Annotated in this window: 24 protein-coding genes; 13 read left to right on the top strand and 11 right to left on the bottom strand. The window is 61.9% G+C overall.

Features of this window, described 5'->3' with window-relative positions; translation table 11 throughout:
• Positions 1-523 precede the first annotated feature (523 nt).
• Complete coding sequence (locus tag PLZ73_02430; protein ID HOO76724.1) at positions 524-790, bottom strand: hypothetical protein; 267 nt, start codon at positions 788-790, stop codon at positions 524-526.
• 256 nt (positions 791-1,046) lie between these two features.
• Here PLZ73_02430 and PLZ73_02425 point away from each other — a divergent pair, with 256 nt between their 5' ends.
• The 7 genes from PLZ73_02425 (at position 1,047) to PLZ73_02395 (ending at position 7,139) form a co-directional block, all read left to right on the top strand.
• Positions 1,047-1,295 (top strand): AbrB/MazE/SpoVT family DNA-binding domain-containing protein, encoded by a 249-nt coding sequence (locus PLZ73_02425; GenBank protein ID HOO76723.1) that lies wholly within the window; start codon positions 1,047-1,049, stop codon positions 1,293-1,295.
• Positions 1,292-1,690: a PIN domain-containing protein gene (locus PLZ73_02420; GenBank protein HOO76722.1), complete on the top strand. Its 399-nt coding sequence runs from the start codon at positions 1,292-1,294 to the stop codon at positions 1,688-1,690. The genes PLZ73_02425 and PLZ73_02420 overlap by 4 nt, the downstream gene beginning before the upstream one ends.
• A gap of 289 nt (positions 1,691-1,979) precedes the next feature.
• On the top strand, positions 1,980-2,276 hold the full coding sequence (locus tag PLZ73_02415) for a type II toxin-antitoxin system prevent-host-death family antitoxin (protein HOO76721.1): 297 nt from the start codon (positions 1,980-1,982) through the stop codon (positions 2,274-2,276).
• Entirely contained in the window at positions 2,273-2,689 is a 417-nt protein-coding gene (locus PLZ73_02410; protein HOO76720.1) for a putative toxin-antitoxin system toxin component, PIN family, read from the top strand. The genes PLZ73_02415 and PLZ73_02410 overlap by 4 nt, the downstream gene beginning before the upstream one ends.
• A gap of 72 nt (positions 2,690-2,761) precedes the next feature.
• Positions 2,762-2,989: a CopG family antitoxin gene (locus PLZ73_02405; GenBank protein HOO76719.1), complete on the top strand. Its 228-nt coding sequence runs from the start codon at positions 2,762-2,764 to the stop codon at positions 2,987-2,989.
• Positions 2,990-3,367: 378 nt separating this feature from the next.
• Entirely contained in the window at positions 3,368-4,648 is a 1,281-nt protein-coding gene (locus PLZ73_02400; protein HOO76718.1) for a PIN domain-containing protein, read from the top strand.
• 79 nt (positions 4,649-4,727) lie between these two features.
• Positions 4,728-7,139, top strand: a complete 2,412-nt coding sequence (locus PLZ73_02395; GenBank protein ID HOO76717.1) for a hypothetical protein — start codon at positions 4,728-4,730, stop codon at positions 7,137-7,139.
• Between the two features lie 71 nt (positions 7,140-7,210).
• Here the strand turns inward: PLZ73_02395 and PLZ73_02390 are convergent, their stop codons facing one another.
• The 4 genes from PLZ73_02390 to PLZ73_02375 form a co-directional block, all read right to left on the bottom strand.
• On the bottom strand, positions 7,211-7,528 hold the full coding sequence (locus PLZ73_02390) for a hypothetical protein (GenBank protein HOO76716.1): 318 nt from the start codon (positions 7,526-7,528) through the stop codon (positions 7,211-7,213).
• A gap of 16 nt (positions 7,529-7,544) precedes the next feature.
• A complete protein-coding gene (locus PLZ73_02385; GenBank protein HOO76715.1) occupies positions 7,545-7,934 on the bottom strand; it encodes a hypothetical protein in 390 nt (129 codons plus the stop codon).
• A gap of 327 nt (positions 7,935-8,261) precedes the next feature.
• Positions 8,262-8,816 (bottom strand): O-acetyl-ADP-ribose deacetylase, encoded by a 555-nt coding sequence (locus PLZ73_02380; GenBank protein ID HOO76714.1) that lies wholly within the window; start codon positions 8,814-8,816, stop codon positions 8,262-8,264.
• A gap of 30 nt (positions 8,817-8,846) precedes the next feature.
• Positions 8,847-9,572 (bottom strand): hypothetical protein, encoded by a 726-nt coding sequence (locus PLZ73_02375; GenBank protein HOO76713.1) that lies wholly within the window; start codon positions 9,570-9,572, stop codon positions 8,847-8,849.
• A 120-nt stretch (positions 9,573-9,692) separates the two neighbouring features.
• Between PLZ73_02375 and PLZ73_02370 the strand changes: the two genes are divergently transcribed.
• The 3 genes from PLZ73_02370 to PLZ73_02360 all read left to right on the top strand — a co-directional run bounded on the left by PLZ73_02370 (position 9,693) and on the right by PLZ73_02360 (position 12,708).
• Positions 9,693-10,580 carry a hypothetical protein gene (locus PLZ73_02370; protein HOO76712.1) on the top strand — a complete coding sequence of 296 codons (888 nt, stop codon included), beginning with the start codon at positions 9,693-9,695 and terminating at the stop codon, positions 10,578-10,580.
• A gap of 96 nt (positions 10,581-10,676) precedes the next feature.
• Positions 10,677-11,753: a 3-phosphoserine/phosphohydroxythreonine transaminase gene (gene serC / locus PLZ73_02365; GenBank protein ID HOO76711.1), complete on the top strand. Its 1,077-nt coding sequence runs from the start codon at positions 10,677-10,679 to the stop codon at positions 11,751-11,753.
• Positions 11,754-11,781: 28 nt separating this feature from the next.
• A complete protein-coding gene (locus PLZ73_02360; GenBank protein ID HOO76710.1) occupies positions 11,782-12,708 on the top strand; it encodes an NAD(P)-dependent oxidoreductase in 927 nt (308 codons plus the stop codon).
• Between the two features lie 52 nt (positions 12,709-12,760).
• Here the strand turns inward: PLZ73_02360 and PLZ73_02355 are convergent, their stop codons facing one another.
• Genes PLZ73_02355 through rpe form a run of 4 tightly spaced genes read right to left on the bottom strand, consistent with a single transcriptional unit; the run spans position 12,761 to position 16,390 of the window.
• Positions 12,761-13,183, bottom strand: a complete 423-nt coding sequence (locus PLZ73_02355) for a hypothetical protein (GenBank protein HOO76709.1) — start codon at positions 13,181-13,183, stop codon at positions 12,761-12,763.
• A gap of 48 nt (positions 13,184-13,231) precedes the next feature.
• Positions 13,232-14,581 (bottom strand): phosphoglucosamine mutase, encoded by a 1,350-nt coding sequence (gene glmM, locus PLZ73_02350; GenBank protein ID HOO76708.1) that lies wholly within the window; start codon positions 14,579-14,581, stop codon positions 13,232-13,234.
• A gap of 27 nt (positions 14,582-14,608) precedes the next feature.
• On the bottom strand, positions 14,609-15,688 hold the full coding sequence (gene tal, locus PLZ73_02345; protein ID HOO76707.1) for a transaldolase: 1,080 nt from the start codon (positions 15,686-15,688) through the stop codon (positions 14,609-14,611).
• A gap of 24 nt (positions 15,689-15,712) precedes the next feature.
• Positions 15,713-16,390 carry a ribulose-phosphate 3-epimerase gene (rpe, locus tag PLZ73_02340; protein HOO76706.1) on the bottom strand — a complete coding sequence of 226 codons (678 nt, stop codon included), beginning with the start codon at positions 16,388-16,390 and terminating at the stop codon, positions 15,713-15,715.
• A 187-nt stretch (positions 16,391-16,577) separates the two neighbouring features.
• Here rpe and PLZ73_02335 point away from each other — a divergent pair, with 187 nt between their 5' ends.
• The 3 genes from PLZ73_02335 to PLZ73_02325 are packed head-to-tail and all read left to right on the top strand — an operon-like array spanning position 16,578 to position 21,153.
• Complete coding sequence (locus PLZ73_02335; GenBank protein HOO76705.1) at positions 16,578-18,242, top strand: nucleoside kinase; 1,665 nt, start codon at positions 16,578-16,580, stop codon at positions 18,240-18,242.
• A gap of 26 nt (positions 18,243-18,268) precedes the next feature.
• Entirely contained in the window at positions 18,269-19,966 is a 1,698-nt protein-coding gene (locus PLZ73_02330) for a nucleoside kinase (GenBank protein HOO76704.1), read from the top strand.
• A 20-nt stretch (positions 19,967-19,986) separates the two neighbouring features.
• Positions 19,987-21,153: a hypothetical protein gene (locus PLZ73_02325; protein HOO76703.1), complete on the top strand. Its 1,167-nt coding sequence runs from the start codon at positions 19,987-19,989 to the stop codon at positions 21,151-21,153.
• 21 nt (positions 21,154-21,174) lie between these two features.
• On the opposite strand, the gene PLZ73_02320 is transcribed toward PLZ73_02325, so the two are convergent.
• Complete coding sequence (locus PLZ73_02320; GenBank protein ID HOO76702.1) at positions 21,175-22,128, bottom strand: lysophospholipid acyltransferase family protein; 954 nt, start codon at positions 22,126-22,128, stop codon at positions 21,175-21,177.
• A 3-nt stretch (positions 22,129-22,131) separates the two neighbouring features.
• Positions 22,132-23,892, bottom strand: coding sequence for a hypothetical protein (locus PLZ73_02315; protein ID HOO76701.1), 1,761 nt, complete (start codon positions 23,890-23,892; stop codon positions 22,132-22,134).
• Positions 23,893-23,895 lie beyond the last annotated feature (3 nt).

Here is a 23,895-nt window from a genome sequence, read left to right as displayed (position 1 = left end):
GCATCAACTGGGAAAAGATCGTTGTGCCGACATACACGCTCAACCTCCTTGTCGTTCAGGGGGGCGTGAGCGTATAACCGAATTCAAGTCGAAAATAGGGCTTTTTAGACTTAACGTTATATTAAAGAATGAGTTGCGATATTCGATAGATCAAACGTTGGGACACTACTAGGTTCGGGGTTCAGGGTTCAGGGTTCGGGGTTAGGGGTTAGGGGTTCAGGGTTAGGGGTTCGGGGTTCAGGAGCCCCCCGCCGCGGCCCCCGAAGAGGTCCACAGGCCTGCCTGCCGGCAGGCAGGTTTCACAGATGAGAGAAAGAGACCCACTATGCACTATGCTCCATGCTCTTTGCTTCTCTCGACCATGAAGGACATGAAGTTCATGAAGGAGAGAGGGAAGTGCCGTGATGGGCTGTTTCATTTTTGTCACAAAAGTTGTCACACATCTTTTGTGACATTTAAGGGAAGCGGATAAGGCTGAAGGAGGGAAAGAATCGGCCGCGGGGTCCGAACCCGACGAAGCTTCTTACAGGCGTTCCGGTTTGATCCCGTAGCCGGCCAGCAGATCCCGGAGCTCCTGTGTCTTGGCCTCCAGTTCTTCGTCCGACCAATTCTCGCTCCCCTCCCAAAACACCGGGGCGATCTTGTAATCCCTCAGGAGACAGTCCATCGCGCTGATCTTTTCGACCGGCGTTCCTTCCGGAATATTGAGCGGGCTCCCGCCGTTCCAGAGCCGGAGCAATTCTCTGGTCGAGTAGCCTCTGTAAGTTTCTGGTAAATCCTGCTTTTTCATCTTCGGTCCCCGCGACGTTTATGCCGGCTACATCCCGCCAAGTTTTATTGTAATTCCCACCGAATACCTCCACGGCTCTCAATGAACGATCTCCGAAAACATTATAGACGGGTCTCCCTCGCCGGTAAATTCTCCCCACCGGGTTGCGGCGATGGCAGATTGTGTAGAATCATACGTTGTGCAGTGGGAAATGATTGCTCTATGGCAAACGCCTTGCTATATTGTAAGGAGAATTTCTTTGCGAAAGGAGGCGATCATGGTTACGGCGACATTGACCTCGAAAGGACAAATCACGATCCCGAAGGCGGTGCGTACGTCACTGAACCTGCACACGGGGGATCGCATCGAGTTTATCGTTCACGGCTCGAACGAGGCACTGGTCAGGCCCATCACGAAATCCGTCGATGAAGTCTTCGGAAAACTGCATAACCCCGACCAGCCCGCGTTGACGATCGACGACATGAATACTGCCATCTCCGATTTGGCGAGGAAGCAGAGAACGTGACCGCCCTTGACACCAACGTGATAGTCCGATTTCTCGTCCGCGATGATGAGACCCAGGCGCAAGCAGTCTACGCGCGTCTGAGGCGAGCCGAACAAGACCGAGAGGTGCTGTTCGTACCCCTACTGGTGCTCCTGGAGGTGATTTGGGTCCTTGGCGGCGCCTACAGTAAGTCTCGGTCTCAGATCTTGGACGCCGTCGAGGATATGAAGAGGATGCCTATTTTCGGTTTCGAGAAGGATGATGCGGTCCAAGGGCTTCTTAGGGAAGGGAGGACATCGAAGGCTGATCTCGCCGATATCCTCATTGCCTACTCCGCTCGCGAAAGCGGTTGCGAAGAAGGCGTCACCTTTGACAAACGAGCCGCACAGTTGGCATTCTTCCGGATATTGGAGTAGGGGTGCACAACCGGTCCATGCACTCGACGCCCTATGCTACGCTCCGGCCGCTGGTGATGGCGTCGTACCGCAGTTTCATCCGATGGCACAAGCAGTCCGGCCTCGTTCCCCCCAGGTGAAGCACACATAGTCATGTCGGCCTCTCCCCCTGGTCCCGAACCTCGAACCCTCGATTTCACATGTAGACAGGTAGGTACTGTGGGGGAAAGGGAATTAACCACCGAGATCAAGGAACGCTTGTTTTCTGAACACATCTGTGTACACTATCGGGTGACAATGGAGGTGCATAATGAAATTCCTTAGCGTGAGAGACCTGCGGGGCAATTCGGCCCGCGTCTGGCGCGAGCTGGCCGACGAAAAAGAAATGGTCGTCACCAGCAACGGACGGCCCGTGGCCGTGCTGACCGCGGTCGACGAAGGCGACGTCGAGCAATCGCTGGCCGCCTGGCGGCGGGTCCGGGCGACGCAGGCCATTGCCGACATCCAACGACGGTCCGCGCGGAAGGGCACGGATCGGCTATCGATGGGCGACATCGACGCCGAGATCGACCAAGCCAGACGGGAACGACGCAAGCGGACGACGTGAGAATCGTGGTGGACACGAACGTGCTGGTCTCGGGGCTGCTCACACCCTTCGGAACGTGTGGAGCAATCGTCCGCATGCTGACTTCGGCCGACATCGTTCTCTGCGTGGATGCGCGAATTCTACTCGAATACGACGATGTGTTGCGCCGCCCCAAGTTCGATATCGATCCGCACAAAGCCGCTGTCGTCATGGATTACATCCACGACTACTCCGAGGTCCATCCCGCCTCTCCGATCGGCAGGTCTTTACCCGACGAAGACGATAACCCCTTTCTGGAGGTAGCCCTGTCGGCCGCTGCCGACTGTCTCGTCACCGGCAATCTCAAGCACTTCCCCAAGCGCTGTCGCGCGGGCGTGCGGGTGCTCTCCCCCCAGCAATTCCTCGACGATTTCAGGAAACGCACAACCGCATGAAACGAGCCTGCAAACAGTTCATCGCGTCGATCGTTTCGGTCCGACGCTCTCGGACCAAGGAGATCGGGCGATATGAAGAGTAAGGAGTTCGACAAGAAGTTCGAGGCCGGGGAGGACGTCTCCGAACACCTGGACTTCTCCCAGGCCACCCGCCCCGGGCGCGAACAGAAGAGGGTCAACGTGGATTTTCCCGTCTGGATGATCGAGGCGCTTGACCGAGAAGCTCGGCGACTCGGCGTCCCACGGCAAGCCGTGATCAAGGTCTGGATCGCCGACCGTCTTGAGCGCACCCACGCATAGCCGGAACGCGAATAAGGCTACGGCTGAAGCCGCCGCGACATTGTACTCCGACCGACGGTCTACGGCCCGGCCCCACCCCTTCCCCAAGGATCGCCTCGCCCCCTATGCCTTCGGAGCCTGAACGACAAAGCAATCTCTCACACGAGAAAGACCGGCCGCCGGGGAAACGCAAAAAAATACTGACGTTTTCCCCTCTCGCCGGTAAACTTTCGTTGGCAGTGCCGCAATTGCTAATTGTGTCGAATCATCAATTGAGGCGATGCGTTCAGCGCGTCACTTCAACAGGGCAGTGGCGGGTAGCCTACAGTTCTTCGGTACGTAAACGTGTCTGCGGCTGACGGTCAGCCACGGTCCCATTAGCCCAGAGGGAAACGAATAATGCGGAAGATGTTTGAAGGCTATTACCCGCACACTGAAGAGTTCTTCGAGCAACTGTGGGAGAAAGCCTTAATTGTGCTCGATGCAAATGTACTGCTGGATATGTATCGATACTCTGAGAGCACTCGAAATGATTTTCTGACGCTCTTCGAACGACTATCCAATCGCTTATGGTTGCCGCATCAGGTTGCACTTGAGTATTCACGGAATCGTCCTGATGTTATCTCTGAGCAGGTTCAGATGTATCGGAAGGCCAAGAAACTCGTGTCATCTTTGCGAGCTACGACTGCGAAAGAGACAGAGAAGATCCTGAGCTTCCGACTACACCCTGTTCTGAGTCGTGAAGAGTTCCAAACGGCATTCGAAGCCCCTCTGACCGAACTTGAAGAGAAGATAGATGCCTATGCAAAAGCCCATCCTGACTTTTTTCAAAACGACCCTATTCTTGATGCCCTATTGGAACTTTTTGACGGCAAGGTTGGAAATCCATATGAAGCACAGCGACTAGAGGAAATCTTCGCGGAAGGCAAAGACCGTTACGATAAGGAAGTGCCGCCTGGGTACGAAGATGCACGAGGACCAAACAAGAAAGAAGGCGATGCGATCTATGGTGATCTAGTTCTGTGGTTTCAAATCATAGATCAAGCCATGGCAACCGATGCATCTGGAGTTATCTTTCTCAGTAACGACTTAAAGGAAGATTGGTGGTGGGTCTCAAAAGGCCGAAATCTCGGCTGCCGACCGGAGTTATACGAAGAAATAGCGGCAAAGGCGAAGGCCCGCTTCTATATGTATACCTCCGAACGGTTCCTGCACTTCGCTTCAGAACGGATCGAGGTCGATGTGAAGAAAGAATCCATAGCTGAGGTCCGAGCGCTCGAGGAGAAAAATCAAGAAGATCGGGAAGCGAAGAGAAATGTGTTTGTTAATTCTTTTATGAAGCAAATTCTTACAGAACAGAAACAAAAAGAACAGCTCCTGTCTAGCCTTCACACAATAATCATCCAAAGTGCCCTTGAGAAGCAACAAAACTGGCAAGAGATACTTGATCATACTCTGGGTTCTCACAGCGACCAAAGCAATGATGTCGCAAAGTTCATTGAGCAGATTCGCAAGCAGGAGGAACAGAGACAGCAATTCGTTACCGGAATCCTTGCACGGGCTGTTATGTTGCCTCAAATTGGTAACGAGTCAGTCGATGAGTCTCTGACAGACACAAGTGCAGAGGATGAAGGGGATCATAGTCCAGACGATGAGCAGAAAAACAACGAAAGCGGCTAACAAGCGGTTGAAGAAGAATTGGCAAAACCGCTTTGTTCCTGTGCTGCCCTCTTAACCTCGGCGTTAGCGGAAGAGAAAAATGAATAGAACAAGTAACAGCATCCTTACCCCCCCAACATTTTGCCCTTATGTAGGTGGACCCTGCGATCAATCCTTTGATGGTTCCATTGAGCGCGCCGCATTTTTCATCTATCCTTCGACACCACCATTACTAGCGCAGACCGTGAGAGAAGCAGTCAGGAACCTCCAGCAATACTCCTCCGAGATTAACTGGTTGACGTGGGAAGACCTCCACATATCAGGTCAAATTGTCTTCTGTGAAATCTGCAAGGCAATACGCAATTCAAGGCTTGTGGTTGCCAACATAACAACCTTGAATTTCAATGTCCTTTTCGAGATCGGCTATGCTCTGGGTCTGGGCAAACCAGTTCTGCCCGTGCGGGATACTTCATACGAAAAGGACAAGAAACTCTTCGACGAGGTTGGCATTTTCGACGTTCTGGGCTATGAGAATTTCGCCAACAATGTTGATCTGTCATCCGTCGTGCGAAGTCGTCGTGATACGTCGCCGCCGGTTCACCACATTCCCGGACACGACCGCTCACAACCGATCTTCTATGTGCGGGCACCCATAGAGAATGACGGCAGCATTCGCATCTTCTCGGAACTCAAGAAGTCGAGCTGCCCATTTCGTTCGTTTGACTCCCGGGAGACACCACGACTATCACTCCACGAGGCATTCAAGCAAGTGCACAGTTCAACTGCTGTCGTCGCCCATTTGCTTGATCCAGATCGTACTGGTGCTAATGCCCACAATGCGCGTTGCGCCTTTGTCTGTGGCCTTGCGATGGCCGCCGATAAGTACGTACTGATGCTTCAGGAAGGAATGTTGACTCACCCGATTGATTACCGTGACATCATTGTGCCATATGAGAGTGTTTCAGTTATTCCGTACGCCATCTCCAAAGTTGTCCGTGCCACCGCAGAGTCGATCTACAATGCGGCCCCCGAAACAAGGGAAGTCCCGGAAAAGATTCTGGATCAGTTGGACTTGGGAGATGTAGCAGCCGAAAACGAGATCAAGGCCCTTTCGTCCACATATTTTGTGAGAACGCCTCAGTTCATGCAAGCCCGACAGGGGCATGCAAGATTAGTGATCGGGAGAAAAGGCGCAGGCAAGACGGCACTGTTTTACGGACTTAGGAAGGCCGTCTCTGTTGGCAAGGATCCTCTGGTTCTCGACCTGAAACCTGAAGGTCATCAATTTGTTCGGCTCCGGGAGGTTGTCCTTGCCCCTTTGACAGAGGGTGCGCAACAACACACCTTGTCAGCTTTCTGGCACTACCTGCTCCTTCTTGAAGTTGCCAAAAAGATTATCGAACGTGAGGCGCTATCTGCATGGCGAGATCCAGAAGCTCTTGATGCCTTCAACGAACTTAAACGTCAATATGAAGCTCATGCCGCCGACACCCAAGGAGATTTCTCGGAACGCCTCATGGCGCTGATCGGACGCTTGGCTGACACCGTTCCCGAGCAGCCTGCTGAAAGCCTGACAGGCACGGTGCTGACCCAAATGATTTACGGAAGCGATATTTCCGAACTCTCGGATCTCGTTATCCGCCGTCAGGCGGCAGTAGGAGAGCTGTGGATTCTTTTCGATAACATCGACAAAGGTTTCCCAACCCATGGCGTTGCGAAGGAGGACATCCTTATTCTTCGAGGACTCCTCGATGCTTCTCGCAAATTGCAGCGTGAACTCCAGAAGCACAGCGTTGACTGCACTTCCGTGGTATTCGTGCGACGGGATGTCTATGATCTTCTGGTAGATGAAACACCAGACCGGGGCAAGGAATCTCACGTTGACCTCGATTGGTCGGATGAAGAGTTGATGAAGCAACTCATCCTCAGTCGCATCCAAGCCTCCGTCGCATCACTAAGAGGTAATTTCAATGATGTCTGGCACCGGCTTTTCGATGCACATGTTGGAGGGGAAAGTTCTTTCCGCTATATTCTAAACCGAACATTGCAGCGACCGCGTGACCTGCTTAACTTCGTGAGAAAGGCCGTCCAAATTGGCGCAAGTAGATCTCACGAGCGAGTGACAGAGGAAGATATTGTGACCGCAGAAAGTGAGTACTCCGAAGACATGTTCAATGAATTGCGATATGAACTGCGGGACATCTATCCTCAGTACGCGGACGTACTACCAGAGTTCTTGGGTACGAATTTAGCCATCTCTCGCGAGGACATCTCCCTCTTAGCGCTTGAAGCGGACGTCCCAGAGGAACGCTGGCCGGAAGTTATTCAAGCCTTACTGTGGTTCTGTTTCCTAGGTATTCGGCGAGATAGTGGTGATATCTTTGCCTATGACTTGGGTTACAGTCGCGAGCGCATTAATGCTCTCCTCCGTGGAATTGGGAATAGCGACAAACGTTTCGTGATACACCCTGCTTTTCACAAAGCGTTGCTGATAGGAGAAGGAGAACGCTAACACATGGATTCACTGGATTTTTAAATTTCTGCGCTCCTTGGTGCATCCGAATTGAGATCCCGCTTTGAATATTACTTAGAGCGGGAAAGACAAGCCTGGAGAAAAACTGAAGCTACCTGTCCCGGACTTACCGTTTGCCCCGATTTGCTCCACTCGTCGGACACTTTTTCCAGCTTCTTCCAGGACTCTTCCGAGAACCGGATCTTACGGATCACGTCCCATTCGGGGATGGTCGGACGACCGCCACTGGACCGTAATTTGTGCAAAAGTTCATCCTTCAGCATGTCCAGAAACGGCGGAGCGTAATAAAAGGGTATTTTGATATCCTCATGGCGGGAGGCACCGGTAATCTCCTTAATTTGTTTTGGCGAATAGACTCTCTTGTTCATGATTTATCCCCCTCTTTTACTCAAAGTCGATGTAATGCATTTGATCATCTAAAGCGAACGCTACCGTTTCCTGGTTGGTCTTTTGGCCGAATTCTTTCAAGAAATCGGAGAATTTTTTTAAAGCTTCCGGTGTAAGTTCTTCTTTCTTCACGCATGAAAGAACGGCCTTGGTATCTTCCAAGATGATTTTTCCTTCTGAAGTTCTGTAAGATCCCCTCGAAGGAATCGTCCGAGGATAGGAAGTAGCTCCCCGGAAAAGTTCAGCCTGCAGTTTTAACGCTCCGGTTTCCCATGCTTTATTGCTGAATTTGTTCCCCTCTTTATCTCTGTCCGGCAAAAATGAAATCAAAATGTGATCGAAGTCGATGGATTCGATCCCCAAATCATCGAAGATAGGAAATCTCATGATTCACCTCTAAAGTTAATCTATGACTTTCTGCACCGAAAGTCAAGACCATCAATCCTTTTTCTTTTTCCCCAAGGATCGGATATGAGCCTTCCGCTCGGGTAGGGTTATGCAGTATTCGTGATTGAAACGGCTATGTCCGTGAACGGACCTTCGGGGGGCGCGGCGGGGGGCTACCGAATACTGATTCTTGAGTTCCTCCCCCGGCCCCTGTATGGGGGCGAGGCGGAGGGGTTTTACGCCCGGCACCTTGCGCTCGGCGCTCCTCTCCCCCCCTGAACCCCGAACCCTGAACCCTCTTCCCCCCTATGCTCTCTGCTCTCTGCCCTATGCTTCCCCCAGTCCGGTCAGTTCCTCGAAGGCTTGGCGGTAGGCGTCCAGGTCCCTTTCCGAAAAGAGCACGAACCGAACCAGCTCCAGCCCCTCCGTTTCCCCGAGGAAGCCGAGCACCGCGCCCAGCGCGACCCGGGCGGCGGCGGGGACCGGGTAGCGGTACGCCCCGGTGCCGATCGAGGGGAAGGAGACCGAGGCGAGCCCCCGCTCCAGGGCCAGGTCGAGGCTGCTGCGGTAGGCGGAGGCCAGGATTTCGTCCTCGCCCGACGTGCCGTCCCGGTAGACGGGCCCGACGGTGTGGATGACGAACGCGGCCGGCAGATCGAACCCCGGGGTTATCCGGGCCTCCCCGGGGGGGCAGCGCACCCCGGGGCGCGCCTCGGGCAGCGCCCGGCAGGCTTCCAGGAGCCGCGGGCCGGCGGCGCGGTGAATGGCGCCGTCCACCCCCCCTCCCCCCAGCAGCGAGGAGTTGGCGGCGTTGACGATCGCCGCGGTCTCCTGGCGGACGATGTCGCCCCGGATCAGTTCGAGCGTCCCTTCGTTCTTCACGGCGTCCCTCCCGTTCGACCGTTTTCGAATTCAGCGGACCGACACTATGCTCCAGCGGCCCGCGTCTTTCTCCAGGAGCAGTATCTGTTCCTGGCGCATCTCGAAACCGCCGCCCGGGGAAGCCCCCCGGACGGTCCCCCGCACCGTCACTTCGGCCATGGTCACGTCCAGTTCCGGATCGACGCGGCAGGTGACCGCGACGGGTATCCGGGGCGAATTTTCCTCCCTGGACGCTTTCCCCGTTCTGGCCGGGGAAGGGCCGAAGAGAACATCGGCGTCGCCCCAGGGGGACGCGATCAGCATCCGGTAGTCCCGGCGGAAGGGGCGCCGACCCGCCTCCCCTCCCAGCCAGTCGTAGCCTTCCTGCCGGATCCAGAAGTAGGCGTCCTGCTTGAACAGGGCGATGTCGACCGTTTCGAAATCGAGCCGGAGTTCGGCGTAGGGCCGGAAATATTCCCGTTCCACCTTCTCCCGCCACCAGGCCCACCCCTGTTCGTAGTAGGAGAAGCGGGGGGAGAAACAGGCCCCGTAGGCGCGGATGTCCTCCCGCTCGAACCCCTCCCGGAGATCCTCCAGCAGAACCACGACGCGCAGGGATTCCAGGAATATGTCCCGCAGCGGCCGCGGGAGGTCGGGGGCGGAGGCGCGAAAGAGCTCGTCGGGCCGCGCGGGTATCGAGGAACAGCCGGGACCGGCCAGCGCCCCCAGGAGCGCCGCCGACGCCGCCCACCGTGCCATGGATGCGATATTTCTCAAGGAAAAATCCCTTGCCCGGGCCACCCCGGCCGTACTATCGTTAATCGTCCCGGGTCGTCCCGGGAAGAACGTTCTGTAGGTTACATCCAAAGCTGCGCGCCATCAAGCAAGGAGGAGGAGATGCGTCATCGCTTTACGTCATCAGTGCTGTCGGCGGCCGTTCTTGGCGCCCTGCTGGCGGGGGCCCCGAGCGCCCCGGCCCAGGAAGGCCTCAATATCCCCATCCTCATCGAACAGAAGATCATCTCGGTCAAGCTCGCGCCGGAGAACCGCGACGGCATCAACTGGGACCTGGTCCAGCTTTTCCTCAACAACCAGCAAAGCACCACCGGCCTGTTCCCGTTCAGCGAGCGGGCGGCGCGGCGCCTCGATTTCAACCCCATGCAGAAGCGGGTGGCTCCCGGCCGGGAGAAGAACACCGACTTCGAAATCGTGGAGGAGACGCGAGTCGACCAGTTCAACTTCGGGCCGATCTGGGAGGACACCAAGACCCCGGACGAGGTCAACGAAGACACCGCCTTCGGCTCCCTGCGGATCTACCGCTTTCAGCCCTTCATGGCCTACCTGCGGAGCCTGGGAAGCGCCGAAGTTCTCTTCAGCCGGAAATGGGTCACCGCCAACGGGGACCAGAGCGTCATCTCCTCCCAGCCGGAAATCCAGCCGGTGGCGGCGGGGAGGCCGGGGCAGCCGGTCGCTCCCCAGATCTGGGAAGGATCCCGGCTCACCATCAAGCCCGAGGTGATCGAGAACAACCGGATCGCTTTCCACCTGATCTCGGAAGTCGCCACCACCTTCATGGCCGACCCCGCCGAATACCCGGAATTCCCGGTCGTGGAGCGCGACGGCGTGAAACGGGCCAAGGTCTGGCGCCTATTCCGGCTCAATACCAAGGGCATCGTCGAGAGCGGCCAGACCGCGGTCTTCGAAGATTTCCGCGAAGGCCAGGGGATCATCATCCTCACCACCCCCTACATCCTCGAATCCCACCGCAAGATTCTGCGCGACTGAACCCGGAGCGATACGTGAATTTCCGGTCCCGGGCCTGGCGGGAGTCAGGCCCGGGCCTTTATCCAACACAACCTTTCAAACGCCAGGAGGCGAACCATGGGCAAGCGACCCCATAACCTGTACGCGGGACCGGCCATCCTCCCCCTCGAAGTTCTGGAGGAAGCCCGGCACGACCTTCTCGACATCGGCGGCACCGGCCTCTCCCTGCTGGAAAGCAGCCACCGCAGCCCCCTCTACGCCGAAATCAACGAGACCACCGCCAACGACCTCAGAACCCTGCTGGAGATCCCCGAAAACTACTCGATCCTCTTCCTCCAGGGCGGAGCCAGCCTTCAGTTCGGGATGATCCCCATGAACTTCCTGTGCGGGGGAGTCGCCGACTACGTGGACACCGGGGCCTGGGCGGGAAAAGCGATCAAGGAAGCCAAGCTCTTCGGCACCGTGAACGTAGCCGGCAGCTCCAAGGCGGAGAACTACTCCCGCATTCCCCGGGACCTGAAGTTCACCCCCGAAGCCAGGTACGTGCACCTGTGCAGCAACGAAACCATCGGCGGCATCCGCTGGAACGACTTCCCCGAAACCGGGGACGTTCCCCTGATCGCCGACATGTCCTCGGAGATCTGCAGCCGGGTCATCGACGTCTCCCGCTTCGCCATGATCTACGCCGGCGCCCAGAAGAACCTCGGGCCCTCCGGGGTGACGGTGGTCATCATCCGCAAGGACCTGCTGGAGAAAGTCCCGGCCGACCTGACGACGATGCTCAAATACACCACCCACGCCGAAAACGACTCCAACTACAACACGCCCCCGGTCTTCACCATCTACATGGTGGGGTTGGTCCTGAAGTGGCTGAAAAAGCGGGGGGGCATCGCGGCCATGGAGGAAGTCAACGACCGCAAGGCCGCCATGCTCTACGACTTCATGGACGCCGGCGGCTACTACCGGGGCACCGCCGCCACCGAGGACCGTTCGACCATGAACGTCACCTTCCGGCTGCCCAGCGAGGAGCTGGAGAAGAAATTCCTGGCCGAAGCCAAGAACGCCGGGTTCCTGGGCTTGAAGGGGCACCGCTCCGTGGGCGGTTGCCGGGCCTCGATCTACAACGCGTTCCCCGTCGAGGGAGTCGAAGCCCTGATCGCGTTCATGAAACGGTTCCAGGCGGACAATTCCTGACCCCCGAACTAGCAAGGAGGCGAAAACCATGGCGAAGAAAGTGCTGATCGCCACATCCAAACCTTTTGCCCCCGAAGCCCGCGACGCCGCCCTCGCCATCCTCGCCGAGGGCGGGTGCGAGGCCGAGGCGCTGGAATCCTACAATGATCCGTCCCAGCTGACGGCGGCCCTGGCGGGCGTCAACGGCCTGATCGTCCGCAGCGACCAGATCACGGCCGAAGTCCTGAAGGCCGGGAAGGACCTGGAGATCGTGGTGCGGGCCGGGGCCGGATACGACAACATCGACTGCGAAACCGCCCGGGAGCTGGGGATCGTGGTCGAAAACACGCCGGGGCAGAACGCCAACGCCGTCGCCGAACTGGCCCTGGGGATGATGATCATGATCGCCCGGGGAAACTACAGCGGCAAGTCGGGGACCGAGCTGCGGGGAAAGGTGCTGGGTCTGCAGGGGTTCGGAAACGTCGCCCGCCGGGTGGCGGAAATCGCGAGCCGGGGGTTCGAGATGAAGATCGTGGCTTTCGACCCCTACCTCCCGGAGGAGACCTTCCGGGCGGCCGGCGCCGAGAAGGCGCGGAGCCTGGAAGAACTCTACCGCCGCTGCGACTATCTTTCCCTCCACGTCCCTTCCCTTCCCGAGACCAAGGGGTCGGTCGACTACGGCCTCCTCTCGCTGATGAAGGACGGAGCGGTCCTGGTCAACACCGCCCGGGCCGACATCGTCGACGAAAACGACCTGCTCCGGATCTACCGCGAACGGCCCGGGTTCCGCTATATCTCGGACGTGGCCCCGGGCAACCGGGAAGAGATCGTCTCCTGCGACGGGAACCGCTGTTTCTTCACCCCCAAGAAGATGGGGGCCCAGTCCGCGGAGGCCAACTTCAACGCCGGGACGGCGGCCGCGGCTCAGATCGTGGCTTTCTTCAAAACCGGCGACACCGCCTTCAAGGTGAACTGAGGGTCCGTTCCGGCCCCGGGGGCTGCGCCCTCCGGGGCCGGGAACGGCCGGTTCAGCCGAGCGACTCCAGGTCGGGGTGCCGGGCGGCTTCCTCGACCAGCGGCCCCCGGACGATAAACCCCAACGCCAGGCCGCTGCCCCGGACCAGGAGGAGACGGGCCCCCGGGCGGACCCCGAAGCGGGCGAGAACGGCGGCCGGGACGTTCAGCCCTTTTTCGTCCAGAACCGTCCGGAAGCAGGAGCGGGTCCCCCCTGGTCCGTCCCGCAGGACCGCGGCCAGGCGAGAGCGCCGCAGGGCCTGAAGCCTGGCCACGCCGAAACCGCCCGAAGTCCTGCTGCCGGGAATCAGCACCACCGGGTCCCCGGTCCGGAGGCGGTATTCGGCGGCGGCGGCGGGAAGGACGGCGATGCTTCCCCGCTCGCCCACCCGCGACCAGCCGTACACGAATTTGCCGCCCTTGACCAGCCGGGGCATCGCTCCTCCCCTCCCGGCGGCGGAGGTTCCGGCCGCCGGTGAGACGGTTCAGCCCAACAGTCGTTCCGCCAACCGGGCCAGGCTCCGGGCCGTCCGTTCGGTGCTTTCCGGGTCCGGGCCCTCGACCATCACCCGGCACAGGTTCTGGGTGCCGGAATAGCGGATCAGCACCCGGCCGCGGCCGGCGAGCTCGGCTTCCGCCGCCGCCGCCGCCGCCGTCAGCTCGGGCAGTTCCTCGAGCGGAGGTTTGCGCGAGACCTCCACGTTGACGAGGGTCTGGGGGAACATGCGCATCTCCGACGCCAACCGGGAGAGCGGCTCTCCGAAACGGCGGACGGCGGCCAGGAGCTGAAGCCCGGAAACGATCCCGTCGCCGGTGGTGTGGCGGTCGAGAAAGATCATGTGGCCCGAGGCTTCGGCCCCGATCACGGCGCCGCGTTCCCGCATGGCTTCCAGCACGTAACGGTCGCCGACCGCGGTCTCCTCCCGGCGGACCCCCAGTTTCCCCAGGGCTTCGTCGAGGCCGAAGTTGCTCATGACCGTGGAAACGACCAGGTCGCCCTTCAGAAGCCCCAGCTCCCGGTAGAGGCGGGCGCAGACGACCAGGGCATGGTCCCCGGTCAACTCGGTTCCGGTCTCGTCCACGGCGATCAGGCGGTCCCCGTCGCCGTCGAAAGCCAGGCCAGCGTCCGCGCCGCGGGCGATGACGGCCTTTTTCAGGCCCGCGGTGAACTGGGACCCGCAGTCGGCGTTGATGTTGACGCCGTCGGGGCGGTCGTTGATCACGACGACGTCGGCCCCCAGCTCCCGGAAAACTTCGGGAGCGCACCTGAAGGTGGCGCCGTTCCCGCAGTCGAGAACCAGTTTTATTCCCTCGAGGTCCGTCTCCAGGGGCCAGGTCCCCCGGCAGAAAGCGCAGTAGCGGTCGCAAGCTCCGGGGTCTTCCTCGCGGACGCCCACGCCCGCCCCCGTGGGGAGCGGCCCGGCGGCGTTCCCGTCGAGCACCGCGGCCTCGATCGCCTGCTCCTCGGCGTCGGAGAGCTTGAAGCCTTCGCCGGAAAACAGCTTGATCCCGTTGTCCTGGTAGGGGTTATGGGAAGCGGAGACGGCCGCGGCGGCGCCGCAGGTGCGATCACGCCCCAGAAAGGCGGCGGCGGGGGTGGGGACGATCCCGGCGGAGACGACGTCTCCTCCCGCCGAAGTGATGCCCGCGGCCAGGGCGTTCTCGATCATGGTCCCGCTGCGGCGCGTGTCCCGTCCGACCAGGATCCGAGAAGGACGCGAACCGGCGCGACAGGCTCCGACGATCGCCCGGCCGAGTCGGACGATGGTCTCGGGAACCACCGGCCCGGCGTTGGCCAGGCCTCTGATTCCGTCGGTTCCGAACAGAATACCCATGAACCGCTCCTTTCTTCCCGACCGGGGTCAGGTCCCGGCCGCCTTGGCTTCGATCCCGGCCAGCAAAGCCCGGAAACTGAGGTTGAACGCCTCCAGCCCCGCGGAGAGCAGTTCCCGGCAGACTTCGTCGATATCGACGCCCAGCCGCGCCAGGCGTTCGACGACTTCGGCCGAGTCTCCGGGACCGCGGCCCAGCCGGTCTTCGAAACGGCCGTGGTCGATCAGGGCTCCGAAGGTGGCCGGGGGCATGGTGTTGACCGACGGGCCGCCCGCCAGTTCCTCCACGTATTTAAGATCGCCGTAGGCCGGATTCTTGGTGCCGGTGGAAGCCCAGAGAACCCTCTGAACCGGCGCCGGAGCAGCGTCGGAGGCGGAAGCCGTGAAGTCCCCCCAGAGCAGGAGGCAGTTGGCCACCGCCGCCCGTCCCCCGAGATCCCCCGCCCCGGCTTCCGGCCCCAGCCGGGAAAGCCGGGAATCCACCTCGGTGTCCACCCGGCTGACGAAAACGCTGGCCACCGACCGGGGGATGGAAGCGTCGCCGCCGAGCGCGCTCAGCCGGGCGACGCCGCGCTTCCAGGCGGCGGCGGCTCGGCGGTACTGTTCCCGGGAAAAGATCAGGGTGACGTTGACGTTTTTGCCTTCCGCGGCCAGCTCTTCCACGGCCTCGAACCCGGCCTCGGTGGCGGGCACCTTGAGCATGAGGTTGGGACGGGAGACTTTTTCCCAGAGCCGCCTCCCTTCCCTGATCGTGGCGGCGGCATCGTCGGCCAGGAGGGGGTTGATCTCCAGGCTGACGAACCCGTCGTTTCCCAGGGTGCGGGTAAACACCCCCAAAAACCGGTCGGCCGCGGCCTGGATGTCGGCCACGGTCAGATCGTCGTAGATCTGCTCCACGGTTTTTCCCCGTCCGGACAGCGTTCGGATAGCGGAATCGTAGTCGCCGCTGTCGGAAATGGCGGCTTTGAAGATCGCCGGGTTCGAGGTCATTCCCGCCACCCCGGCGTCGATCAGGCGCTCCAGGTCCCCGGATTCGATCATGCTCCGGCTGATGCTGTCCAGCCAGACGCTCTGCCCCAGGGCGGCCAACTCTTCCAACCCGCGATTCATCGTGTCTCTCCAGCGCCCGTCGGGCTACTGCCGGTTTCCCTCCGCGGCCGCGCGCAGGTCGGCGACGTTCTCTTCCACGTTCCCCCCGAACACGGCGCTGCCGGCGATCAAACGCCGGGCGCCGGCCGCGACCGCGAGCGGCGCGGTGGCGGGGTTGATGCCGCCGTCGATCCCCAGATCCACATCCCTGCCCGATTCCGCGATCAAGGCGGCGGCGGTCCGCAGTTTCTCCAGGCTGGAAGCCTGAAAGGCCTGCCCCCCGAAACCGGGCTCCACGCTCATGATCAGGAGGTGATCGATCAGGGGCAGCGTTTCCCTCACGGTCTCCACCGGGGTGGCCGGGCGCAGGGCGACTCCGGCCTTCACCCCCGCCGCCGCGATCGCGGCCAGAACCTGCCGGTAATCGCCTTCGATCTCCGGGTGGATGGTGATCTCGTCCACCCCCGCGTCCACGAACGCCCGGAGGTAGAAACCGGGGTCGTCGATCATGAGGTGGGCGTCGAGAAACAGCCCGGTCGCCCGGCGGACCGCCGCGCAGACCCCGGGGCCGAAACTGATATTGGGAACGAAATGGCCGTCCATGATATCCAGATGGACGATCTCGCAACCCGCGGCTTCCACCCGTTCCAGTTCTTCGGCCAGACGGGCAAAATCGGCGGAGAGGAGGGAGGGGGCGATCCTGATTGTGCCGGTATCGTTCATTGCCGGGCTCCTTGCCGTCGGCGGCGGTGCGCTTTTTCGGCAGAGTATAGCAACCCGCGCCCGGCTTTGCCCGCAAATTCGGAGACCGCCCCCCGGCGATTCCGACATAAGCTTGACCGCGCGGCGATTACGGGGTAGAAGTAATTGTTTACAAACCACACCGGCCCCGGAACGGGGGGAGTTGCGCATGAAGAGACAGATCGCGGTCACCGTCAACAACCGGAAACTCGCGTTCCCCAAGGGGACCGCCGTGGGAACGGTGCTGGAAAAAGCGCGGCGCAAAAAATCGCTGCCCTATATGGGGGCGATCCTCTACAACCGGCTGGTCGATCCGGATTACAAGCTGAACCAAAATTGTACTATCCGCGGCGTCGATTACCACTCCCGGGAAGGGCTGGCCATCTACCGCCGCAGCGCCACCTTGATCTTGATCGAGGCGGTGCACCAGCTCTACCCCCAGGCCCGGCTGGTGATCGGCCAGTCGATCGCCGACGGCTACTATTTCGATCTCCACCTCGACGGGCCCCTCACCGGCGACAACATCCGCTCCATCGAAAAGAAAATGCGGGAGATCGTGGCCAAGGACCGCAGGTTCACCAAGAAGTACATCCCCTACGAGGAAGCCAAGGAGTATTTCCGGGCCCAGAAGCTCCAGGACAAGGAGAAACTCCTGGACTATCTGCGCACTTCGGAAATCTGCGTGGTCAGCTGCGGGGATTTCCTCGAACTCTACTCCGGGCCCCTGGCCCCGACCACGGGCACCATCGAGGTCTTTTCCCTCGAGCCCTACCAGGAGGGAATGGTGCTGCGGTTCCCCAGCTGGATGGAGGGGAAGGGTTGGAAGCTCTCCCCCGCCAGGAAGGAGACCAAGCTCTTCAACGTCTACCGCGAGACCCGTCATTGGAACAACATTCTCGGGGTCGAGAACGTGGCCATGCTCAACGACCTCATCGTCCAGGGCGGCATTCAGGAAATGATCATCGTCGCCGAGGCCCTGCACGAAAAGAAGATCGCGGCCATCGCCGACGAAATCGCCCGGCGCCGCGACCAGGTCAAACTGATCCTGATCGCCGGCCCCTCGTCCTCGGGGAAGACCACGTTCGCCAAGCGCCTGATGATCGCCCTCAAGGTCAACGGCTTCTCTCCCATCGCCCTGAGCATGGACAACTACTTCCAGGACCGCAAAAACACCCCCCGGGACGCCAACGGGGAATACGACTTCGAGGCCCTGGAAGCCCTCGACCTCGCTCTCTTCAACTCCCACCTCAATCAACTGATGAAGGGCAAACCGGTCGCCCCTCCCGTCTTCGATTTCAAGAAAGGGCAGAAGATGCCCGGGCCCGTCACCATCTCCCTGGGCCGGAACACCGTTCTGATCGTGGAGGGGATCCACGGCCTCAACGAGCTGGTCTCGGAAGTCGTGCCCGCGCAGATGAAATATCGGATCTACGTCAGCGCCCTCACCCAGCTCTGCGTCGACGACCACAACCGCATCTTCACCTCCGACACCCGGCTTCTGCGCCGGATCGTCCGGGACCGGCGCTACCGGGGCTGGAGCGCCGCCGACACCATCCGCCTCTGGCCCGCCGTCCGCAGGGGCGAAAACCGCAACATCTTCCCTTTCCAGGAAAACGCCGACGTCATGTTCAATTCGGCCCTGGTCTACGAGCAATCGGTCCTGAAAATATACGCCGAACGGGCCCTGCTCGAAGTGACGCCCTCCCACCGGCAGTACGTCGAAGCCGACCGGCTTCTGCAGTTCCTCTCCTTCTTCGCCCCCCTGGCCGAGAAAGAGGTCCCTTCCACTTCCATTCTCAGGGAGTTCATCGGGGGAAGCTTCTTCAACTATTAAGCGCTCCGGCAGCGCCGGGAACCGTCGTGAACCAAGAAAACAACCTGCTCACCGTAACCATCAAGGGCCGGAGCCACACGTTCCGCAAGGGAGAAACGGTATCCGCCATCCTGGCTTCCATCTCCCAGACCACCACCTACCCCCCTCTGGGGGCCATTATCTTCAACCGGCTGGTCGACCCCGATTACCCGGTGACCCAGGACTGCGAGCTGACCCCCGTGCATTACGACAACTTTCACGGGATGGGGATCTACCGCCGGACCGCCGTCCTGATCCTGATCGAGGCCGTGCGGGAACTCTTCCAGGGCTGCCGGCTCGTCATCGGCCAGTCCATGGCCAACGGCTATTACTTCCAGCTCATCCTGGGGAGGCCGGTCACCAAGCCGGACCTGAACAAAATCTCGATGAAGATGCGGGAAATCATCGCCGAGAACCGCCCTATCCGCCGGAGCTTCGTCTCCTACAACGAGGCCAAAACCTACTACGAGTCCCTGGGCCTCCAGGACAAGGTGGAACTTCTCCAATACCTGCATTCGAGCGAAATCTGCCTGGTCGGCTGCGGCGACTACCGGGAGATCTACATCGCCCCCATGGCGCCGACCACCGGCGCGATCAAGGTGTTCGCCCTGGCCCCGTACGAAAACGGTTTCATCCTCCGCTTCCCCCGCCAGTCGGAACTGATCAAGTTCCCCAGCTGGGCCCGCGACTGGCAGCTCAGCCTCACCCTCAAGGACGAAAAGCTCTTCCAGCAATACGTCGAAACCCGCTCCTGGAACCGCATCCTCAAGGTCGAGAACGTGGGCCAGGTCAACCGGCTCTGCGTCAACGGCGGCATCCGGCACCTGATCGCGATCGCGGAAGCGCTGCACGAAAAAAAGATCGCCGCCATCGCCGACGAGATCAACCTCCACCGGGAACGCCTCAAGCTGGTGCTGATCGCGGGGCCGTCGTCGTCGGGCAAGACCACCTTCGCCAAGCGCCTGATCATCCAGCTCCAGGTCAACGGACTCGAACCCATCGTCCTGAGCATGGACAACTACTACAAGTCCCCGGACCAGGTTCCGCGGGACGACAGCGGCGAACCCGACTTCGAGGATCTGGACGCCCTGGACCTGGAACTGTTCAACCGGCATCTTCAGCAGTTGATGCGGGGCGAGCTGACGCCGACCCCGATCTTCGATTTCAAGCGGGGCGCCCGCCGCGACGACGCCCACGTCCCCGTCCAGCTTTCCCGGGACTCGGTGCTGATCGTGGAAGGCATCCACGGCCTCAACCCGCGCCTCACCCACGCCGTCCCGGAAGAACTCAAGTTCAAGATCTACGTAACCGCCCTCCCCCAGCTCATGCTCGACGACCACAACCGGGTCTTCACCGCCGATACCAGGTTCCTGCGGCGGATCGTCCGGGACCGGAAATACCGCGGGTGCGACGCCACCGAGAGCATCTTCCGCTGGCCCTCGGTCCGCCGGGGGGAAAACCGCAACATCTTCCCCTTCCAGGACAACGCCGACGTCACCTTCAACTCGGCCCTGGTCTACGAACTCGGAGTCCTCAAGCAATACGCCGAACTCGCCCTCCTCGACGTCACCCCCGCCCAGGCGGAATACGTCGAAGCGGACCGGCTGCTGAACTTCCTTTCCTTTTTCGCTCCCATCCCGGAGGAAGCCGTTCCTTCGAAATCGATCCTGCGCGAATTCATCGGGAAGAGCTTTTTCGAATACTGAGCGCCAGCGAACCGGCCGCCGTGAAAACCCCCGCCCGTTTCCGCGAATTGATCCTGTCCGCTTCCGACGTCGCCGACGTGCGCCGCGCGATGCGCGCGCGGATCGAGGAGGGGCTGGCCGCTCCCGACCGGGAACTCAAATCCCTACCCACCTACCTCTCCCCCCCGGTTCCCGGGGACCGGAGGCCGGCCCTGGCCCTCGACCTGGGAGGGACCAACCTGCGGGCGGCGGTGGTGGAGGTGGGGGGCCCGGGCCCGGCGGCCGTGGCGGCCGGGCCGGTCGAAGCGCGGATCCCGGAAACATGGTCCTCTCCCGAAGATTTTTTCGACTGGCAGGCCCGAGTCGTTCTCTCTCTCTCTCCCCCCGCCCGGATTCCGGTCGGCTACTGCTTTTCCTACCCCACCGCGGTGACCCCGGAGCGGGACGCGGTGCTGATCCGCTGGACCAAGCACCTGCGGGTCCCCGGGGTGGAGGGGCGAGCGGTGGGGAAACTGCTGGAGGAGGGCCTGCGCCGGCGCGGTTTCGACCCGGGCGCCGTGACCGTCCTCAACGACACCGTCGCCGCACTCATGGGCGGGTACGTCGGTTTTTCCGGCTCCGGCGGAACCTTCATCGGGCTGGTCATCGGCACCGGAACCAACCTGGCCGCGATCTACCCCACCCGGCTCCTGAAGAGGCGTCCCCTCCTGCGGAGTTTCCGGGGGGAGAAGATCGCGGTCAACCTCGAGGCCGGGAACTTCCACCCCCCCCATCTCTCTTCATGGGACGAACTTCTCGACCGGGCTTCCCCCGATCCCGGAACCCAGCGCCTGGAAAAGGCGGTGGCCGGTGCCTTTCTTCCCCGGCTTTTTCCCCTGGTCCTCGGAGAGGGTGCCCCGGTGGCGGAGATGGCCGAAATTTCGCGCCGGGCCGAGGAAGATCCTTCGACGCCGGAGGGGACGGCGGGGCGGCTGCTGCTGGAGCGGGCCGGGGACCTGATGGCCGCGGTCGTCGCCGGGACCGTGGACTCCCTCGAGAAGCCCGAAACGGCGGCGTGCGTGCTCGAAGGAAGCACCGTCAACCGCAACCCCCTCTATCGCCGCAGGCTGCAGTCGCGGTTGGAGACGCTGCTCGATCCCTGCCCCGCCCTCCTTTCCCTCGATCACTCGAACCTCATCGGGGCCGCCGCCTCCGCCCTGGCCCCCTGAAGCCCGGCCCCCGGGCCGGCGTCAGCCGCCGGAAGGATCCGGGACCGGCGGGGAGGCGGGTCGGCGGGGCCAGCGGCGGTACATCCAGTACCACTGGCCCGGGTACTGCCGGACGACGGTTTCCAGGCTGCGGTTCATTTCCAGCATGATTCTCCGGATATCCTCTTCCAGGGATCCCAGCCGCCGGGGCTCGATCGTGCGTTCCAGGAGCAACCGGTGGCGAAGACCGGCGCCGCGGACCAGGTAGGCGCAGATGATGGGGGACCCGGCCCGGAGACAGAAATAGGCGGGGCCGCGGTAGGTGGAGGCGGGGCGCCCGAAAAAGGGCAGTTCCACCCCGCGCCCGCGGGCGTTCTCGTCGAAGAGGAGGCTGACCGCACCTCCTTCCCTGAGGCGCCTGACCACCACGGAAAGATCGGCGTTGATGTCGATCATGCGGGTTTTCCCCCGCAGCTCCGTCATGAAACGGGTGAAGTAGGGGTTGGTCGAGGGTTTGAAGAGGACCGACATCTCGATTCCGAGCCGGGGCCCGAATTCGGCCAGCATTTCCCAGTTTCCGAAATGCGCGCTGGCGAAGATCACGCCGCGGCCGCGGGCGTGCGTGTCCCGGATCAGCGCTTCCTGCTCAGGCGTGTAATCGATCAGGTCCAGGTAGCGGGGAGTGTCGAGAACGCGGACCCGGGAGAATTCCAGCGCGGTGACGGCCAGGTTGCGGAACGATTCCCGGGCTATGGCCCGGCGGCGCGCGGCGGGAACCGACTCGCCCAAGGCCAGCCGGAGGTTGTCCAGGGCCCGGCGCCGGTCGCGGCCGAGCAGCGCGAACCCCGCGCTTCCCAGGCAGACGCCCATTCCCCGCAGCCAGCCCAGGGGCAGCCGGGAAGCCGCCCGGCAGCACCCCCGGAGCAGCCCGGCCAGCGCCCGGTGACGGAGGTCCCGGACCGCCGGATGCTTTTTCAACCGCTTGAGCAGGGCCACGGCCTACTTCTCCAGAAAATGCTGCAAGAGGATCCCGACCCCCTGGCGGACCGTTTCCCGGACGGCCGCGTCGTCGAGAGCCGACCCCTGTTCCCGGATCCACTGTTCGGCCGCCCGGGAAGCGAGCCGCCCGACGATGTCGTCGCGCAACCGCCCCCGGCGCCCCCAGACCCGGAAATCGAACTCGCGGTAGCCCCCGCCCAGCGACGACTCCACCAGCAGGTCGCGGAGGTCCCGCCCCAGCCGCCGGGCCAACGACTGCTGGACGTGGAAGCCGATGCGCAGGTCGATTCTCCCCGCGGACGACAGTTCCAAAGCACCGTCGACGGTCAGGACGAAGCGGCGCGAGCGCAGGGAGACGCCCTCGAGCCGAAGCTGCCGACCACTCACTTCGAACGCCCCCCCCAGGGAAAGGAAGGGGATGCTCCCGACTTCGCCCTTTCCCAGCAGACGGGCCAGGCGATCGAGACCGGGCAGGCCGGCCAGGCTCCCGCGCCCGATCTCGAACCGCCCCCGCGCCGCCGGGGGGCGGCCGGACCCGGGCCAGAGCAGGCAGACCGCGAACCCCGCCTTCCCCTCCAGCCGCAGGGACGAATCGTTTCCGGCGAGAAGGAACCCGAGGAAGCGCCCGGCGTCGATGCCGGCCCCGTCCAGCCAGAGCTTCCCCCGCGGGGGACGGAGCAGTCCCCGGCACTCGATCGTCCCCCCCATGAACTCCGCGCGGGCTTCGGCGATCCTGATCCTTCTCCCCCTGACCTGGACCGAACCCCGCGCTTCCCGCAACCGGTCCCAACCCGCGACTTCCAGTTCCGGACACCTGAAATCCATGACCAGGCACGGCTTCCCGTGGACGGGAGCGGTCTCGCCGCCCGCGATCACCACGTCGGCCCGGCCCGGGCCGAGAAGAGTGCTGCCGGTCAGGCCGGCAAGGAGGCGGGACGGGGAAACCCCCCTCAGGCGGATCCGCCCCCGGGACAGCACGGACCGGTCCCCTTGAGGCAGGAGCACCCGCAGTCCCCCCGAAAAAACCCCATCGGCCAGTTCTCCCCGGACGTCCTCGATCGCGAACCCCCTCGGAGAAGACCGCCAGGCCACCTGCACTCCCCGGGCCAAGGTCTCGGTGCCGGCGGCGAAGGAGGCGAGCGCGGCCGCTCCCCGGCCCGCCCGGAAGGGCCGCCACCCGGCTCCCTTGATCCTGATCCTGACGTCGTCCCAGCGCCAGAGGGGGCGGGCGCCCTTCCCCGGCAGCGTCAGGCTTCCCCCGGTCAGGTCGAGTTCCTCGAAGAAGAGCGACAGCTCCGGGCGCCCCGGGGACGGCGGCGCGGTCTCTCCCGCCGGGGCCGGGCGCGGCGCGGAAGCGCTCCGGCGGCGCCCCCCGCCGCGGCGCAGGGCGGAGAGGTCGAGGCGCGGGTTTTCCAGCACCAGGCGGTTGAACGCCAGCCGCCGGCGCAGAAGCGAAACGAGCCCGCAGTCGACTTCGATGCGCCCGGTTTCGAGAACGGTGCGGCCGGAGACGGGGTTGACGGCGGCGAGGGAGGAGGCCTCCACCTTGAGGGGAGGAAGCACGTTCCAGTCCCGGACGGTCAGATCCAGTCCCGTCTCGGAACGGAACCGACGCGCGAGGCGGCGTTGGAAATCCTCGGCATTGAGATACCGGTACCCCCAGAAGGCCGCCGCCGCCGCCAGCGCCGCCGCCGCCGCCAGAGTCCAGAGGAGAACGAGACGAACTCGCGATTTCCTGCGTTGAGAAGGCGTTTTTTCCACGCG

The sequence above is a fragment of the bacterium genome (assembly GCA_035380285.1).
GTDB lineage: Bacteria > Auribacterota > Erginobacteria > Erginobacterales > DAOSXE01 > DAOSXE01.
This window is presented reverse-complemented; position numbering and strand designations above follow the sequence as displayed.